Raw genomic sequence first — 17,085 nt, forward strand, 5'->3', positions numbered from 1 at the left:
ATGTCCAAGCGTACTGATATCAAGAGCATCCTCATCATCGGCGCTGGCCCGATCATCATCGGCCAGGCCTGCGAGTTCGACTACTCCGGCGCCCAAGCTTGCAAGGCGCTGCGCGAGGAGGGCTACAAGGTCATCCTGGTGAACAGCAACCCGGCGACCATCATGACGGACCCGGACACCGCGGACGTCACCTACATCGAGCCCATCACCTGGCAGGTGGTCGAGAAGATCATCGCCAAGGAGCGCCCCGACGCGATCCTGCCGACCATGGGCGGCCAGACCGCGCTGAACTGCGCGCTCGACCTGCACAAGCACGGCGTGCTGGAAAAGTACCAGGTCGAGATGATCGGCGCCAACGAGAAGGCGATCGAGAAGGCCGAAGACCGGTTGAAGTTCAAGGACGCGATGACCAAGATCGGTCTCGATTCCGCGAAGTCGGGCATCGCGCACTCGCTGGAAGAGGCGTGGTCGGTGCAGAAACGCATCCACGCCGAGATCGGCGGCAGCGGCTTCCCGATGGTCATCCGCCCCAGCTTCACGCTCGGCGGCACCGGCGGCGGCATCGCCTACAACCCGGAGGAGTTCGAGGAGATCTGCAAGCGCGGCCTCGACCTCTCGCCGACCAATGAGCTGCTGATCGAGGAATCGCTGATCGGCTGGAAGGAATACGAGATGGAAGTGGTCCGCGACAAGGCGGACAACTGCATCATCGTGTGCTCGATCGAGAACCTGGACCCGATGGGCATCCACACCGGTGACTCGATCACCGTGGCCCCGGCCCAGACGCTGACCGACAAGGAATACCAGCTGCTGCGCAACGCCTCGATCGCGATCCTGCGCGAGATCGGCGTGGACACCGGCGGCTCCAACGTGCAGTTCTCGATCAATCCGGACAACGGCCGGATGATCGTCATCGAGATGAACCCGCGCGTGTCGCGCTCGTCGGCGCTGGCCTCCAAGGCCACCGGCTTCCCGATCGCCAAGATCGCCGCGAAGCTGGCCGTGGGCTACACGCTGGACGAGCTCAAGAACGACATCACCGGCGGCATCACGCCGGCCTCGTTCGAGCCCAGCATCGACTACGTCGTGACGAAGATCCCGCGCTTCGCCTTCGAGAAGTTCCCGATGGCCGACTCGCGCCTGACGACGCAGATGAAGTCGGTCGGCGAGGTGATGGCCATGGGCCGCAACTTCCAGGAATCGTTCCAGAAGGCGCTGCGCGGCCTGGAGACCGGCATCGACGGCCTCAGCGAGATCAGCACCGACCGCGAGGAGATCGTGCAGGAGATCGGCGAGCCCGGCCCGTCGCGCATCCTGTTCCTGGGTGACGCCTTCCGCATCGGCATGACGCTGGACGAGGTCTTCGAAGAGACGAAGATCGACCCGTGGTTCCTGGCCCAGATCGAGCAGCTGATCAAGATCGAGCAGAGCCTCAAGGGCCGCGAACTGGCCGGCCTGTCGGCCGACGAGCTGCGCCTGCTGAAGAAGAAGGGCTTCTCGGACAAGCGTCTGGCCAAGCTGCTGGGCACCAACCAGCATGAGGTCCGCAAGACCCGTCACGCGCTGAACGTGCGTCCGGTCTACAAGCGCGTCGACACCTGCGCCGCCGAATTCGCGACGCAGACCGCCTACATGTACTCCACCTATGACGAGGAGTGCGAGGCCAATCCGTCCGACAAGAAGAAGATCATGGTGCTGGGCGGCGGGCCGAACCGCATCGGCCAGGGCATCGAGTTCGACTACTGCTGCGTCCACGCGGCCCTCGCCATGCGCGAGGACGGCTACGAGACCATCATGGTCAACTGCAATCCGGAGACCGTCTCCACCGACTACGACACCTCGGACCGCCTGTACTTCGAGCCGGTGACGCTCGAGGACGTGCTGGAGATCGTGGAGAAGGAGAAGCCGGTCGGCGTGATCGTGCAGTACGGCGGCCAGACGCCGCTGAAGCTGGCGCTGGACCTGGAGGCCAACGGCGTGCCCATCATCGGCACGACGCCCGATTCGATCGACATCGCCGAGGACCGCGAGCGCTTCCAGAAGCTGCTGCATGAACTGGGCCTGAAGCAGCCGCCCAACCGCACCGCGCGCAATGAAGACCAGGCCGTCGCGCTGGCCAACGAGATCGGCTACCCGCTGGTCGTGCGTCCGAGCTACGTCCTGGGCGGCCGCGCGATGGAGATCGTCCACGGCGACAAGGACCTGGAGCGCTACATGCGCGAGGCCGTGCGCGTCAGCGAGAAGTCCCCCGTGCTGCTGGACCGCTTCCTGGAGGATGCGGTCGAGGTCGACGTCGACTGCATTTGCGACGGCGAGGACACGATGATGGGCGGCATCATGGAGCACATCGAGGCGGCCGGCATCCACTCCGGCGACTCGGCCTGCTCGCTGCCTCCGTACACGCTGTCCAAGGAGCTGCAGGACGAACTGCGCCGCCAGACCGCGGCGATGGCCAAGGCGCTGAAGGTCGTGGGCCTGATGAACGTGCAGTTCGCGATCCAGGGCGATGTGACCAAGGGCCTGGCCGAGAACACGGTGTACGTGCTCGAAGTGAACCCGCGCGCCTCGCGCACGGTCCCCTTCGTCTCGAAGGCGACCAGCCAGCCGCTGGCCAAGATCGCCGCGCGCTGCATGGCCGGCGTCAAGCTCAAGGACCAGAAGGCCGCCGGCGGCAAGCCGCCGGTCGAGATCCAGCCGCCGTACTTCAGCGTCAAGGAAGCCGTCTTCCCGTTCAACAAGTTCCCTGGCGTGGACCCGATCCTGAGCCCGGAAATGCGTTCGACCGGCGAAGTCATGGGCGCCGGCCGGACCTTCGGCGAGGCCATGCTCAAGAGCCAGCTGGGCGCGGGCTCGCGCCTGCCGCGCCAGGGCAACGTGCTGATCACCGTGAAGAACAACGACAAGGACCGTGCCGTCGCGCTGGCGCGTGACCTGGCGGCGCTGGGCTTCGGCGTGGTGGCGACCAAGGGCACGGCCGCGGCGATCGAGGCCGCCGGCGTGCCGGTGCGCGTCGTCAACAAGGTCAAGGACGGCCGCCCGCACATCGTCGACATGATCAAGGGCGGGGACATCCAGCTCGTGTTCACCACCGTCGACGAGACGCGCACGGCGATTGCCGACAGCCGTCACATCCGCCAGGCGGCGCTGGCCAACCGGGTGACCTACTACACGACGATGGCGGGCTGCGAAGCCGCGGTCGAAGGCATGAAGCACAAGGATGGCCTGCTGGTGCAATCGCTGCAGGAACTGCACGCCGAACTGCATTAAACTGCGCCATCCATTCCGCCGCCGCTGCTCAGCGACCCTGAGCGGCAGCGGCGGTTTGTTTTGTTTTTCAAGGTTCTAGAGACATGGCCACGACGATTCCATTGACCAAGCGCGGCGCTGAGAAGCTCAAGGAAGAACTGCATCGGCTCAAGACGGTCGAGCGGCATGCCGTGATCAACGCCATCGCCGAGGCGCGCGCGCAGGGCGACCTGTCGGAGAACGCCGAGTACGAGGCCGCCAAGGACAAGCAGGGCTTCATCGAGGGCCGCATCCTGGAGATCGAGGGCAAGCTGTCGTCGGCCCAGGTGATCGACCCGGCGTCGGTCGACGCGGGCGGCAAGGTCGTGTTCGGGACCACCGTGGACCTCGAGGAAGAAGAGTCCGGCAACGAGGTGACCTACCAGATCGTCGGCGACGACGAGGCCGACCTGAAGCAGGGCCTGATCTCGATCAGCTCCCCGATCGCCCGCGCGCTGATCGGCAAGGAAGCCGGCGACGTGGCCGAGGTGGTGGCCCCGGGCGGCATCAAGCGCTACGAGATCGTCGAGGTCCGCTACATCTGAGGCCTTCGCCGATGCTGCTCCGGATCCGTGCGCTGCTGGCGGCCCTGTGGGCCGGCGAGCTGCTGGCGGTGGCGCTGCTGGCCGCGCCGAACGCGTTCGCGACGCTGGACCGCGCGATGGCCGGCAAGTACGTCGCGCGGCTGTTCGAGATGGATGCCCGCTTCGCGCTCGCCGCGGGCGTGCTGCTGATCCTGATGGAGCGGCGCCTGCACCGGGATGGCGTGGTCGGCGGATCGGCGATGAATCCCGGCTTCTGGCTGCCCTTGCTGGCGATCGGTTTCACCGCCGCCGGTTATTACGCGCTGCAGCCGATGATGGACGCCGCGCGCCAGGGGCAGGGCAGTTGGACCTTCCTGCAGCTGCATGCGGTGTCGCTGGTGTTCTTCGGGCTGCGAACGATCGCCGTGCTTGCGCTGGCGTGGCGCGTGAGCGGACCGCGGCCCCGCTGATCGGAAGCGACAAAAAGGAAAGACGGCCCGCGGGCCGTCTTTTCGTTGGTGCCGGACCTGGCCGCCCGCGCGTGGCGGCGTCGGCGTCAGCCCTGGCTGGACTTCTTGAGGCTGGTCTGACGCGGCTTCTTCGCGCGCTTGACTTCACCGCCCTGGGTGACGCGCTGGTTGCCCAGCACGGTGACCTTCTTGATCTGCGGACGGTTGTTGCCGCTCTTCGAGAACTTCACGATCTTCACGACCTTGGGCGCGGAGCGGGCGTCCTCCTTGACGGCCTTTTCCTTCTCCGGCACCGGGCGCCACAGCACCAGCAGCTTGCCGATGTGCTGGATCGGGGCGGCGTCGAGCTGCTCGGCCAGCGTGGCCAGGATCTCCTCGCGACCCTGGCGGTCGTCGGACATCACGCGGACCTTGATCAGGCCATGGGCCCTGAGCGCGGCGTCGACCTCCTTGGTGACGGCGGCCGTCAGGCCATCGGCGCCAATCATCACGACCGGGTCGAGATGGTGGGCGTCGGCGCGCTTTTCCTTGCGCTGGGCGGGGGTCAGTTGAATAGCAGGCATCCGCGCATTATCCGTGAGCGGACCGCTCCATGGCATTGCGCATCGGGTTTCCCGCGAAAAGGCGGGCTTGCGACACGCCTCCGCGTGGCTCAGCGCGGCGCCTCGGCCGCCGCCTGCGGCACGCCGAACTGCTTCACCAGGGCTTCCTGCAGGGGTCGGTAGTCGGCGCGCGCGGCGTCCTTCATGGTGTCGAGGATGTCCTGGGCGCTGCGCTGCGCCGACTTGTCGGGCCGCAGTCCGCCGGCGGCGTCCTCGGCGTAGTGGCCGGCCTCCGGATAGGCCTGCCGGACCAGCGCGTGCACCAGGCCGCCCAGCGTCGGGCCGTCGCCGGCCTCGTCCATGCGGACCATCTCCCGGCGCCCGCCGCGCACCTGCGGCGTGAAGACGCCATCGGGCGACACCACGATCACATGCGCCGGCTCGTGGCGCTTGTCCGACAGGTCGCTGAGCGCGGCTTCCCGCTTCAGGTCGATCTTGTCGTAGGTCATGTCGAAGGGGGTGTGCTCGGCCTGGCCGGCCGCGTCGAGCACCACCAGCTCGATCCGCTTGCGCAGCAGGCTGGTCATGAGCCAGCTGAAGGACGCGGCGTCCTGCGTCGACAGCGGGCTGGACAGCGCCTTCTCGCCGATGGCGTCGGCCACGGCGCCCGCCTGCTCCCGGATGGCCTGGCGCTGCGCGGCGGCCTCGCGGGCCGCGTCGGTGGCGGCATAACCGCCGGCCTCGCGGAAGTGGGCGTGATGGACGTTCTCCGTCGCCAGGTCCAGCAGCCCCTCCGACACCAGCGGGTCCTTGCCCAGGATCAGCGCATGCGTTGCCTCCTTGATGGCCCGCATCGACTGGTCGCCGCTGTAGGGATGCAGCCAGCGCGCGCGCTCGGGCGGACCCTGCTCGCCGGCGCGGTCCATGTCCTCCAGGCCGCGGCCGAGGAAGTAGCTCTTGTTGTTGGACCATTCGAGCACCTGCCGGCCCGCGTCCTTCACGGCGTCCAGGCGCCGGAAGCGGTCCTCGCCGAGGTCGAAGACCCAGGCGTCCGGCGCCGGCTGGCGGGTGGCCTTGAGCAGATGGCCCGAGCGCGGCTCCATCGCCTCCTCGCCTTCGCGCAGGTCCACCGACGGCTGCGCCTTCTTCGCCAGGAAGCGCTGCTCCAGCTCGTAGGTGTTGACCTGCTCGAAATAGACCACCTGGCCCAGGTCCTGCACGTTCTTCCCCGGGGCGTCCACGCCTGGGCCCTTGCCGGCGTCGGCGTCGATCTTGCGGACCCGCATCAGCACGCCGGGCACGGCCACCACCTCGCCCTGGGCCAGGTCGCTCACCTTGGCGAAGTTCACGCCGCTGAGCAGCTTGGCGTGGATGCGCAGGCTGCGGTCGCGCGTCGCCCCGGCGTTGATGCCGGCGCCGAAGTAGGCCGCCATGCGGCTGGAGGTGGTGGCCGAATACATCTCGGTGAGGGCCACCACCTCGCCCTCGGTGACGGTCTTGTTGGGCGATTGCCCGGCTTCCACCGGCTGCCCGAAGCGGGTCTGGCCGCCGGGCGCGATGTAGGACGCCTCGGTGACCGCGGCGCGGTCGAGGTTGGCGGGGAACTTCGGCGCGTAGCGCGCCGCCAGGTTGACGTCCAGGATGGCGCTGGGATCGACCAGGCCCTCGCCGCCGTCCGGCTTGTGGGCCGAGGCGGTGAGCACCATGTGCGGCACGCTGATCGCGCTCTTGGGGCGGATCGGCTGGTACTGCAGCTGGCCGACGTAGTCGAAGCGCAGCGGCAGGTGGAACATGCCGGACTCGACGGTGTAGAGGAAGGCCGAGTTCGTGGCCCGCTTCTGCAGCAGCTCGGACACCGGTGGCAGGCCGGTGTCGGTGCGCGGCGTGTGGATGCCGCGCGCGCCGGCCATCAGCTGGGTGGTGGGCCACGCCGCCGCCTGGCCGCGCCGCGTCCAGGTGGTCACGTTGCGCGGCACCTCGGCCGAATCGAGCAGCAGCCCCGGGCGCGCGTCGACCGGCCGGCCGCGGTTGCTGTAGTCGTTGACGATCTCGTGGAACTGGCTGGTCTGCGGCAGGCTGCCGCGCGAGGACCATTGCTCGCGCGCGGCGCGGCTCTGCCGCTCGAAGGTCTCGCGGTCCTTGGCATCCAGCAGCGCGACGTCGTAGCGCAGCGCCTCGGGGCGGTCCTGCGCCTCGTCGGCCGCCGGCCCGCCATCCGCCGCCTCGATGAGCGCATCCAGCTTCTCCTGCAGGCGCAGGTCCATCTCCTTCTCGCGCTCGGGATGCAGCGGATGCGAGGCATGCTGGATCGAATCGTGGACCGCCGCCAGCTCGGCGCCGATCTCGCTGAAGCGGCCGGCCTCGTGCTCCAGCGGGAAGCGGCTCAGGTACTGCCGCACGCCCTCCATGCCTTCGCGCACGTTCAGCAGCATCATCATCGCGGTCCGGTTCTCCTCGAGCTTGCGCCCCGCCAGCCCGGCGGCGGCGTTGGAGACGTCGGTGATGGCGCGGTCGATGATGGAGATCGGGTCGCCCATCCCGCGGGTCTCGCGACTCATCTGGTGGTCGTAGGCGCTGGCGTTGTCGCCCACGAAGCCGGCGCTGTTGAGCATCGTGGTCAGCATGGGCTCGTACATCGTGTCGAGCCGGCCGATGGCGCGCGCGGCCAGGGTGGCGCCGACGGTGCGCGCGGACGGATGGCCGTCGCCGCCCGGCAGCGTGAACGCGTTGGAGACCCCGCGCGCGACGTTGTAGATCGTGTTGTAGAGCAGGGTCAGCGACAGGTGGGCGGCGGCGTGGTTCGCGGGATCGCCGGCGCGCGACTTCATCCATTCGACGCCGCCCTTGGCGACCGAGGCGGAGGCCAGCGCCATCACGTCCACCGCGTTGCCGCGGTGCAGCCCGAAGGCCTGCTGCAGCTTCATGTTGAGGGACAGGCGCAGCATCTCCTCGGCGCTGGGCAGCATGGCGCGGATCGCGAACCGGCCCATCCGGCCCTCGGGCCACTGGAAGTGGGCCGGCATCATCTTGCCGAACTGCGCCATCGCGAAGGTGGTGGCCTCCTGCGCCGCCACCATGCAGCCCACCGCCTTGGCCAGGCCGTCGAAGCCGATGTTGCCGCCGCCCTGGCTGCTCAGCCCGGCGACGCCGATGCCGGCGGACGCCATGCGGCCCAGCATGTTGAATCCGTAGACCACGCCGGTCTTGGCGGCCACCTTGACGGCGGTGTTGATCGTGTAGTCCAGCGGGCGCTGGTTGCCGAGGCCGAACGCCGGCTGCGAGGTCGCCAGCCGACTCGCGGCGACCAAGGTGCGCTTGAGGACCGTGGGGACCAGGGGCCCGGCGCCCTTGATCAGCGGCCCGGCGGGCAGCGCCTCGCCGGTGGAGAGCACCAGCGCCGGCTCGGGCGTGCCGGACTTGCTGGCGCGCAGGCCGTTGTACTGGCCCTCGTAGGAGTACAGGTCGATGTCGGCCGCGGCGCCATGGCCGGCCTGCATCATCCCGGCGCTGTCGCTGTGTCCGAAGCTCGGTGTCGGGTTGACCAGCCGCAGCCGGGCGCCCTGGGTGCTGGCCGTCAGCTCGTGCACCGCCTGGTCGTCGGTGGTGAAGCGGATGACGACGGGCTTGGCGCTCGCCCCTTCCGCGCGGGCCTGGCCGAGCTGCTCGCGCAGCGTGTCCATCAGCGCCTCGAAGGCGCGCGCGCCCTTGGCGGACTTCACGCCGGTCAACTCGGCCGGGCCGACCACCTCCCATTGCTTGACGCCCCGGATCTTGGCCAGCACCGGCCCGCCCACGTTCACCGCCGAGGGCGGATGTTCCAGGTCACCGGCGGTCTGCGCGCGCAGGGCGGGCGGCCGGTCGGACGGCGGGGTGGGGCGGCCCTGGAACTCCTCGTAGCCCTCCATCGCGGTGATGAGGAACAGGCGCTCCGACTTGTAGAAATGCGGGGTGAGCGCGGTCAGGCCATTGGCCAGCGTCGGGCCGAAGCCGGGCAGCGTCGCGGTCTCGGGACTGGACCACCACTGCGCTTCCTTGGGCATCGCGCTCGGGTTGGGCGGCATCTGCATGATCGGGTCGTCGGACTCGGCCAGGGAGCGCCGCGCGTGCAGCGCCGAATCCATCGACAGCTGCTTGATCGAGGAGCGCAGCGAGGTCTCCATGTCGCCGCGGGGCAGCGAGGGGCGGTCCGCGCGGGGCGGGCCGGCCTCCAGATCGGGCTCGGCGCCGCCGCGCGGCGGGCGGTGGGCGAGCATGCCCGTGCCTTCGAGCGCCTCCAGGTCGGCCAGCTTGATCAGCCGGTCGCCATAGCCCTTGACGAAGAAGCGCGGTTCGGCCTCGCCGGGCAGCGTCTGGCTGATGACCGGCAGGCGCTCGGCCACCGTCATGCCGTGCGGGCCGTGGGCGGTGAGCTTCAGCACGTGGCTGTGGTCGTTGAGGTCCGCCAGCTGCGCGCCCGCCGACGCGGAGGGCACCAGCGCCGCCTCGAAGCGGCCAAGGAAGCGCGTCATGTCCTCGCGGGTGGCGCCGTACTCGGTCTTGAGCTGGGCCAGCCGCGCCGGATCGGCCGGGGGCGCGGCGAGCACGCCCTCGAGCGCGGTGACGGGGTCGGTGCGCTGGACGGGCCGGGCCTGGGCCACGGCGGAGGTGGACGACGTCGCGGGCGCTGGCGTCGTGGGGGGCGGGTTTTGCGTCCGCAGCTGCGCCAGCGTGGTCACGTCGGCGCGGGGCGGCGGTTGCATGGACTGCGACGACGCCCGCGGGTTCGGCTCCAGCGCCTGGCCGCCCGAGCCGGTGGGCATCGAACCGGCGGTGTCGGGGCGGGGCGGGGCGCCCGTGGTGGCGCCCGGCGGGGGCGTGAGTTCGACGGCGGAGGACGAAGAGGTTGTCGGACCGACGGGCGTCAGCGTGACCATGGCGGGGCGCTCCAGGATGCGATGCGCGAGGACTCGCGCGCTGGAACGCAGGCTAGGTCAAGGCCGCATCGGGTCGGCACCGCATGCGCAGCGCGGAGCGGGGAGGCGAAGCGGCGCCCGGATGGGCAGCGTCGGCGCGCTTGCGGGAGAGCGGCGCTGTGGCACGAGCCCCCTCACCCCTCCCTCTCCCCCGAAGGGGGCGAGGGGGCGACTGCGCCGCGTGGCGCTTTGAACTCCCTCTCACGCTGGCGGGGGCGGAGGAGCTCCCTCGCCCGCTTGCGGGAGAGGGTTGGGGTGAGGGTCTTGTGAGTCACCCGAGCCGCGCGTCGACCGCCGCCCGCGAGGGCAAGCCGGCGCGGGCGCCGACCTCCGCGATCACGAAGCTGCTGACCGCGCACGCGAAGCGCAGGCTGGCCGCCAGCGACTGGCCCTCGAGCCGGGCGAGCACGAAGGCGGCATTGAAGGCATCACCCGCCCCGGTGGTGTCGCGCACCGGCACGTCGAACGCGGCCTGCCGCACCACGCCGTCGCGGTCGGCCGCCATCGCGCCCTGGGCGCCCAGCGTGACGACGACGCAGGACGGCCCCTGGTCCAGCAGGCGGCGAAGCCCGTCGGCCGAGGGCGCCTCGCCGGTGCCGGCCCGGAAGCCGGCTTCGTTGAAGAACACCAGGTCGGCCAGCGACAGCTGCTGCGACAGCGCCCGCGCGTCGCCGACCACCGAGGGTTCGAGGTCGAGCGCCACCCGCGTGCCGGTGCGCCGCGCCAATTGGCTGATGCGCGTCAGCTCCGCCAGGTCGCGCGGCATGGCGTAGAGCACGCGCGACTGCAGCAGCGCGTCGTGCAGGCGCTGCACGGGGAAGGGCGGTGGGGCGGCGGCCATCGGCGCGACCACCAGGCCGCGGTCGCCGCCCGGCGGCAGCAGGGAGAGCGCCAGACCCGACGCCACGCCGGCCACGACCTGCAGGTGCTCCACATCGACGCCGTCGTCGCGCAGCGAGCGCCGCAGCTGCTCGCCGAACAGGTCGGCGCCGATGCGGCCGAACACGGCCGCGCGGCCGCCCAGCCGCGACAGCGCACAGGCCGCGTTGGCCGTGGTGCCGCCCGCCGAATGGCCCGCCGCGCGCGCCATCACCTTGCCGCCTGCCTCAGGCCACTGGTCGACGTCCAGGCTCAGGTCCATGCAGGGATCGCCAAAGGCCAGCAGGTCCCAGCGACGGCGCTCAGCCATGGCCGCGCTCCTGCCAGTGGCGCCAGGCCAGACCGCCCAGGCCGGCCGCGATCGCGTCCAGGTCGAAGTCGGCGCGGTTGGCGGTCTCGAACTCGGCGCGCATCGCCGCCGGCACGCCGGCCAGTCCGCGCCACGCGCCGGCGATCGCGCCGGCCATGGTCGCGATGGAATCGGTGTCGTTGCCGATCGAGGCGCCGATGGCGATGGTCCGCATCGGATCGCCGCCGGTGTAGGCCACGATGCCCACGGCCGCGGGCACGGACTCCGCCGCCAGCACCGAGTTGCCCACCAGCCCCTCCATCCGCGACATGAAGCTGCGGTCGTCCGGCGCCTGGGCGGCGATCGCCAGCGCCGCCTCCAGCCGCGCCAGGTAACGGGGGCCGGCGACGTCGCGGGCGCGCTGGCGGGCGATCGCCTCGCCGCGGGTCGCGCCTTCCACCGCGGCGGCCAGCACCTCGCCCAGCGCGTCGGGCGACGGCGGCGTGACCAGCGCGCGCGAGACGGCGGCGGCGATCGAGCAGGCCGCCGAGATCGCGACACCGGTGTCGTGCGAGGGCATGCAGGTGACGAAGGCCTGCTCGCAGGCGGCGGCCAGGTCGCCGGGGTGGACCAGGCCGGCCGGCGCGACCCGCATCGCCGCGCCGTTGGTTGTGCCCATGCCGGTGAGCTTGCGGCGCGACTGTCCGATCACGCCGACGCTGGCCAGGTCCGTGCCCTCCTGCAGCGCCTTGACGATGCCCGCGGTGCTGGGGCCCATGAAGCCGGCCTTCGGGCTGGTGCGCACCCAGTCCAGCAGGCACTCGACCCAGCCGGCCTGGTCCAGCCGGCCCTCGGCGGCCACCAGCGCGCGGGCCAGGTAGTACATCTGGCTCGCGTCGTCGGTGACCTCGGCCCGCAGGCCGCCATTCACGCCGGCGAAGGTGTCCGGCGTGGGGGTCTCGAAACGCGTGACCAGTCCGCCGAAGTGGGCCGCGATCTCGTCGATGCTCCATTGCTCGGTCGGCGCGCCGAGCGCGTCGCCCATGCCGGCCAGCGTCAGCGACGCCTGGATGCGCTCGCGCAATTGCTCTTGGTTCATCCTGGGAAGGTCCTTCAAGGTCTCTGGGAAATCTCGGGCGCGGCGGGCCTGGGCCGCCGCGCGCGGCGCGCGCCGGCCACGGCCATGGCGAGCAGGGTGACGATGGGCGGCAGCATCTGCGGCAGCTGGGGCCGCCAGGCCAGCGCGCCGAGCTGGGTGGCCAGCACCGCGCTGGCGCCGAACAGCAGCGCCGCCGCGGTGGTCCCCGCCAGCGCGCGGGCGCCGAGGAAGACGGCCGCCAGCGCCAGGAAGCCGCGACCGGCGCTCATGTCCGCCTGGAACAGGGTCACGTAGCCCATGCTGAGGTAGACGCCGCCCAGCCCGGCCAGCGCGCCGCTGGCCAGCAGCGCCAGGTACTGCATGCGCTTGACCGGAATGCCGGCGGCGAGCGCGGCGGCCGGGTTCTCGCCGGTGGCGCGCAGCCAGCGGCCCCAGGGGGTGCGCTGCAGCAGCAGCCACACCGCCGCCACCGCCAGCGGTGCCAGCAGCAGCGGCAGGGGATGGCCGCGGCCGCCTTCGCCGTTGACCAGCAGGTCCAGCGCCGGCCAGCCGGCCAGGCCGGGCACCCGCAACGCGGGCAGCGCGGGGCTGACGAGCGTGGCGGTGGAGCCCTTGTCGCCGACCCAGCTGGCCATCAGGAACACGGTCAGCCCGGCGGCCAGCAGGTTCATGGCGATGCCGGCGACGATCAGGTCGGCGCCGAACTCGAGATGGAAGACCGCCAGCAGCAGCGCGAGCGCGAGCGCCGCCAGCAGCGCCGCGCCGCCGCCGATCAGCGCGTGGGCCCAGACCGGCAGCGCCGGCCAGAGCTCGGCGGCCTGCACCGCGCCCATGACGCCGAAGAACGCGGCGACCAGCATCAGGCCCTCCAGCGCCACGTTGACGCAGCCGGCCAGGTCCGACACCAGCGCGCCGAGCGCCGCGAAGAGGATGGGCGTGGTGGCGCGCAGCAGCGCGACGACCAGCCCGGCGACGACGAGGGTCCAGGTGTCGGTCATGAGGCGACTCCGGGGGAGGGCTCGGCGGTCTCGACGGCGGGCGCGCCGCGCCGGCTCCGCCAGCGCGCGAGGCCCTCGGCCAGCCGCGGCCACAGGCGCTCGGAGACGACGAACAGGATGATCAGCGCCTGGATCACCAGCACCATCTCGCGCGGGACGTCGGTGCCGCGCTCCATCGCCTGCCCGCCGGCCCGCAGGTAGGCATAAAGCAGCGCCGCCATCGGGATCGCGCGCGGCTGGTTGCGCGCCAGCAGCGCCACCACCAGGCCCTCGTAACCGAGGCCGGCGGGCAGGTCCACCGGCAGCCGCCCGAGCAGCGCATGGCTGACATGCAACCCCGCCAGTCCCGCGAACAGCCCGCCCAGCGCGGTCGACAGCATCACCGTGCGCGCCACCGGCAGTCCCATGCGCCGCGCGAAGTCCGGCGCCTGGCCGACGGCGCGCAGCGCATAACCGGCACTGGTCCGGTCCAGCATCGCCTGGGCGGCCCAGGCCAGCAGCGGCACCGCGATCAGCATCGCGCTCACATGCGTGCCGGGGATCAGCGCGCCCAACGACGCGGCCGGCGGCAGCAGCGGCGTGGCGATGAAACCCGCGCCGGGATCGCTCATCCACTCGCTGAGGATCAGCCGGAACAGCTGCACCGCGACCAGGTTGAGCATCAGGGAGGTGACGATCTCGCTGGCGCCATGGCGCACCCTCATCCAGCCGGGCAGCAGCCCCCAGGCACCGCCCACGAGCATCGCGGCCAGCAGCGAGGCCGGCAGCACGACCACCGCGGGCCAGGCGGCCAGCGCCAGGCTGGTGGCCACGGCGGCCAGCGCGCCCAGGAACATCTGCCCGTCCGCGCCGAGCGTGAACTGCCGGGCGCGGAAGGGCAGCGCGATCGCCAGGCCCAGCAGCGCCAGCGTGATGGCGTCCTCGATCGCGGCGCCGAAGAGCACCACGCGCCGCAGCTCCCAGCCCTGCGCGCCGAGGTGGAACTCCGGCAGCGGGCCGGTGAGCAGCGCCAGCCAGGCGCGCAGCGGGTCGTCGCTGACCAGCGCGGTCAAGGCGAAGCCGACCAGCAGCGCCGCGGCCAGCGACAGCGGCAGCGTGCCGATGCCGGCACCGGCGCGCCGGAGCAGGACGGTGAGGCCGGCGCGGCGCGAGGCCCGAGGCGCGGGAGGGGCGGCGGACGTCACGGCAGGCGTTCCTCGTCGGGGGCGGAGGGCGTGGAGGGAGCGGAGGGCACGAAGGGCTCGGAGCGTTCGGCGGGCGTGAAGGGCGCGTCCAGGTCGGCGCGGGCGGCCGGGTCGTGGCACACGCCGGTCATGTAGAGGCCGAGCCGCCGCGCATCGACCTCGGCGGCTGCGAAATGCCCGACCAGTCGGCCGTGCGACATCACCGCGATGCGATCGGACAGCGCCAGCAGCTCGTCCAGGTCGGCCGAGATCAGCAGCACGGCCGCGCCGCTGTCCCGCAGCGCGCCCAGGCGCTCGTGCAGCGACTCGCAGGCGCCGATGTCGACGCCGCGCGTCGGCTGGCTCGCGACCAGCAGGCGGGGGGCCAGGGCGATCTCGCGGGCCAGCACGACCTTCTGCATGTTGCCGCCCGACAGCGAGCGGATCGGGACCTCGGGCGACGCGGCCACGACGCCGAAGTCGCGCAGCAGGCGGGCGGTCTCGCGCGCCGCCCCTCCCAGATCCAGCGCGCCGAACCAGCCGGGCACGCCGCGCCGGACCACGGGTGGCTCGGCATGCCGGTTGGCGATCGCGTTCTCGGTGATGCTCATGTCCGGCGCGACGCCGTCGTGCAGCCGGTCTTCCGGCAGCGCCGCGACGCCCGCCGCCCGCGCCGCGCGGATGCCGGCGTCGCCCTGGCCGCGCAGCGGGACGCCGTCGACCGAGACCTGCCCGCGCTCCGCGCGCACCAGGCCGGCCAGCACGTCGGCGAGCAGTCCCTGCCCATTGCCTTCCACGCCGGCGATGCCGAGGATCTCGCCGCCGGCGATCTCCAGCGTCAGGTCTTCCAAGGTCTGGCGGCCGCCGGCGTCCGTGGCCGCGACCGCGCGCATGCTGAGAACCGGCGTACGGCGCGACGGCGCCGGCGACGGTCGCGCCCGCCGCGGCGCGACGGCGCGTCCCACCACCATCGCGGCGATCTCCGCCTCGCCGACGTCCCGCGTCGCGGCGCTGCCGGCCACGCGGCCGCCGCGCAGCACGGTGAAGCGGTCCGAGACCTCGCGGATCTCCGCGATCCGGTGCGTGATCAGGATCACCGCCAGGCCATGGTCGGCGTAGCGCCGCAGCGCGGTCATCAAGGCCGCGGCCTGCTGGGGCGCCAGCACCGCCGTCGGCTCGTCCAGCATCAGGATGCGGGCGCCCTGGTGCAGCGCCTTGAGCAGCCCCACCGCCTGCTGCTCGCCCAGCGAGAGCCGCGACACCGGCGTGCGCGGATCCAGCGGCAGGCCGAAGCGGCGCGCCGTCTCGGCGACCTGCTCGATCGCGACGCGGGTGTCGAGCAGCGGACCGCGGCGCGGCTCCTGGCCGAGCACGACGTTCTCGGCGACGGTGAAGGAGTGCACCAGCGTCACATGCTGCGGCACCAGGCCCATGCCGGCGGCGATCGCCTCGCGCGGCGTGCGCCAGCGCACCGGCTCGCCGTCCAGGCGGATCTCCCCGGCGCTGGGCTGCTCCAGCCCGTAGAGCATCTTCATGACGGTGGACTTGCCGGCGCCGTTCTCGCCGACGATCGCATGCACCTCGCCCGGCGCGATGGACAGGCTGACCTGGTCCACCGCCAGCGTGCCGGTCGGGTAGCGCTTGGAGACGCCGTGCAGCGACAGCCGTCCGGGCGGGGCGGCGCCGATCGGCGCGCTGCCGGGCGGGGTGCCAGAAGAGGCGCTCATCGCGGTGTCCATCGCAGCGCTCGTTGCGGTGTCCAGCGACGTGTTCATCGTGGCGCTCATCCGGGCGTCCTCGCCGAGAAGGCGCTCGGCACGCGGCGCTGGCCGGCGACGATCTCTGCCCGCACCTGCTCGAGCTCCTGCCAGAGCGCAGGCGGCCATTGCGCCAGCAGGCCGGCGCGGGGCGCGAGGCTCACGCCGCGCTCCGCCAGGCCCAGCGACACGACGCCGCCCGGCGCCGCGGGCTCCCGCAGGGACGCACGCAGCGCCTCCAGCACCGCGACGTCGACGTTCTTGACCACCGAGGTGAGGATGCGCGCCGCCAGCGCCGGCTGGCGCGGGCGGTAGAGCGCGTACTGGTCCACGTCCACGCCGATGGCGTAGCGGCCGTTCTCCAGCGCGGCCTCGTTGACGCCCTGGCCGCTGGCGCCCGCGACATGGAACACGATGCCGGCGCCGCGGCCGAACAGCGTCTTGGCGATCTCCTTGCCCAGCGCCGGATCGGAGAAGGAGTTGGCGTACTGGGTCGCCACCGGCAGGTCCGGATCCGCGGCCTTGGCGCCAGCGCGAAAGCCGACGATGAAGTCGTCGACGACCGGGAACTGCATGCCGCCCATCACCCCCAGGCCGCCACCGGGCGCGACGCCTGGCAGGCCGGCCCGGTCGAGCCGCGCCGCCAGCCAGCCGGCCAGGTAGGCGCCCTCGTTCTGGCGGAACAGCAGCGAGCGCACGTTGCGGCAGGCGCAGCGGCCGGCGTCCACGGCGGCGTCGTAGAGCACGAAGCGACGTTCCGGATAGGCCCGCGCCAGCTGCTCGACATAGGGCGCCATCGTGTAGGTGCCGGTGACGATCAGGTCGTAGTCGCCGCTGTCGGCCAGCGCGGTCAGGGCCGGCAGCCAGCGCGTCGGATCGGTGCCGCCCTCCACGATCTTGATGGTGACCGGCAACTGCCGCGCCGCTTCACGCATGCCCTTGGCCGCGCCGTCGAAGAAGGACTTGTCGCCCAGCGTGCCGTTGATGAAGAGCACGGCGCGCACCGCATGGCCGGCCTGGGCGCGCGGCAGCAGCCGCTCGCCCGCGGCCTTCAGCGCGTAGAGCACGGCCACGGCCGCCAGCAGCCACAGGAGCTGACGCAGGAGGAAGCGGAGGGCGGGGCGCAT

The 17,085-nt window shown here is 71.9% G+C and carries 11 protein-coding genes; 3 read left to right on the forward strand and 8 right to left on the reverse strand.

All coding sequences use genetic code 11. The features are described from left to right. The 3 genes from carB (at position 1) to BM393_RS23150 (ending at position 4,279) form a co-directional block, all read left to right on the forward strand. Positions 1–3,267, forward strand: coding sequence for a carbamoyl-phosphate synthase large subunit (gene carB / locus BM393_RS23140; RefSeq protein WP_091733465.1), 3,267 nt, complete (start codon positions 1–3; stop codon positions 3,265–3,267). Positions 3,268–3,350: 83 nt separating this feature from the next. Further along, positions 3,351–3,830, forward strand: a complete 480-nt coding sequence (gene greA / locus BM393_RS23145; protein WP_091733466.1) for a transcription elongation factor GreA — start codon at positions 3,351–3,353, stop codon at positions 3,828–3,830. An 11-nt stretch (positions 3,831–3,841) separates the two neighbouring features. Beyond that, a complete protein-coding gene (locus tag BM393_RS23150; protein WP_091733468.1) occupies positions 3,842–4,279 on the forward strand; it encodes a DUF4149 domain-containing protein in 438 nt (145 codons plus the stop codon). An 86-nt stretch (positions 4,280–4,365) separates the two neighbouring features. On the opposite strand, the gene BM393_RS23155 is transcribed toward BM393_RS23150, so the two are convergent. The 8 genes from BM393_RS23155 to BM393_RS23190 all read right to left on the reverse strand — a co-directional run bounded on the left by BM393_RS23155 (position 4,366) and on the right by BM393_RS23190 (position 17,085). Then, positions 4,366–4,842 (reverse strand): YhbY family RNA-binding protein, encoded by a 477-nt coding sequence (locus BM393_RS23155; RefSeq protein ID WP_091733470.1) that lies wholly within the window; start codon positions 4,840–4,842, stop codon positions 4,366–4,368. Between the two features lie 89 nt (positions 4,843–4,931). Beyond that, positions 4,932–9,734, reverse strand: a complete 4,803-nt coding sequence (locus BM393_RS23160; RefSeq protein WP_091733472.1) for a hypothetical protein — start codon at positions 9,732–9,734, stop codon at positions 4,932–4,934. A gap of 310 nt (positions 9,735–10,044) precedes the next feature. After that, positions 10,045–10,962, reverse strand: a complete 918-nt coding sequence (locus BM393_RS23165; protein WP_091733474.1) for a carbohydrate kinase family protein — start codon at positions 10,960–10,962, stop codon at positions 10,045–10,047. Next, positions 10,955–12,040 (reverse strand): ADP-ribosylglycohydrolase family protein, encoded by a 1,086-nt coding sequence (locus tag BM393_RS23170; RefSeq protein ID WP_091733476.1) that lies wholly within the window; start codon positions 12,038–12,040, stop codon positions 10,955–10,957. The genes BM393_RS23165 and BM393_RS23170 overlap by 8 nt, the downstream gene beginning before the upstream one ends. 14 nt (positions 12,041–12,054) lie before the next feature. Then, positions 12,055–13,038 (reverse strand): ABC transporter permease, encoded by a 984-nt coding sequence (locus tag BM393_RS23175; protein ID WP_091733478.1) that lies wholly within the window; start codon positions 13,036–13,038, stop codon positions 12,055–12,057. Next, the gene (locus BM393_RS23180) at positions 13,035–14,222 is read right to left on the reverse strand and encodes an ABC transporter permease (protein WP_175538477.1); all 1,188 of its coding nucleotides are present in this window, start codon (positions 14,220–14,222) and stop codon (positions 13,035–13,037) included. Before BM393_RS23180 ends, BM393_RS23175 begins: the two co-directional genes overlap by 4 nt. After that, the gene (locus BM393_RS23185; protein WP_217648508.1) at positions 14,219–15,988 is read right to left on the reverse strand and encodes an ABC transporter ATP-binding protein; all 1,770 of its coding nucleotides are present in this window, start codon (positions 15,986–15,988) and stop codon (positions 14,219–14,221) included. Before BM393_RS23185 ends, BM393_RS23180 begins: the two co-directional genes overlap by 4 nt. Next, positions 15,985–17,085, reverse strand: a complete 1,101-nt coding sequence (locus tag BM393_RS23190; RefSeq protein WP_091733482.1) for a BMP family protein — start codon at positions 17,083–17,085, stop codon at positions 15,985–15,987. Before BM393_RS23190 ends, BM393_RS23185 begins: the two co-directional genes overlap by 4 nt.

The sequence above is a fragment of the Mitsuaria sp. PDC51 genome (assembly GCF_900113225.1).
Taxonomy (GTDB): domain Bacteria; phylum Pseudomonadota; class Gammaproteobacteria; order Burkholderiales; family Burkholderiaceae_C; genus Roseateles.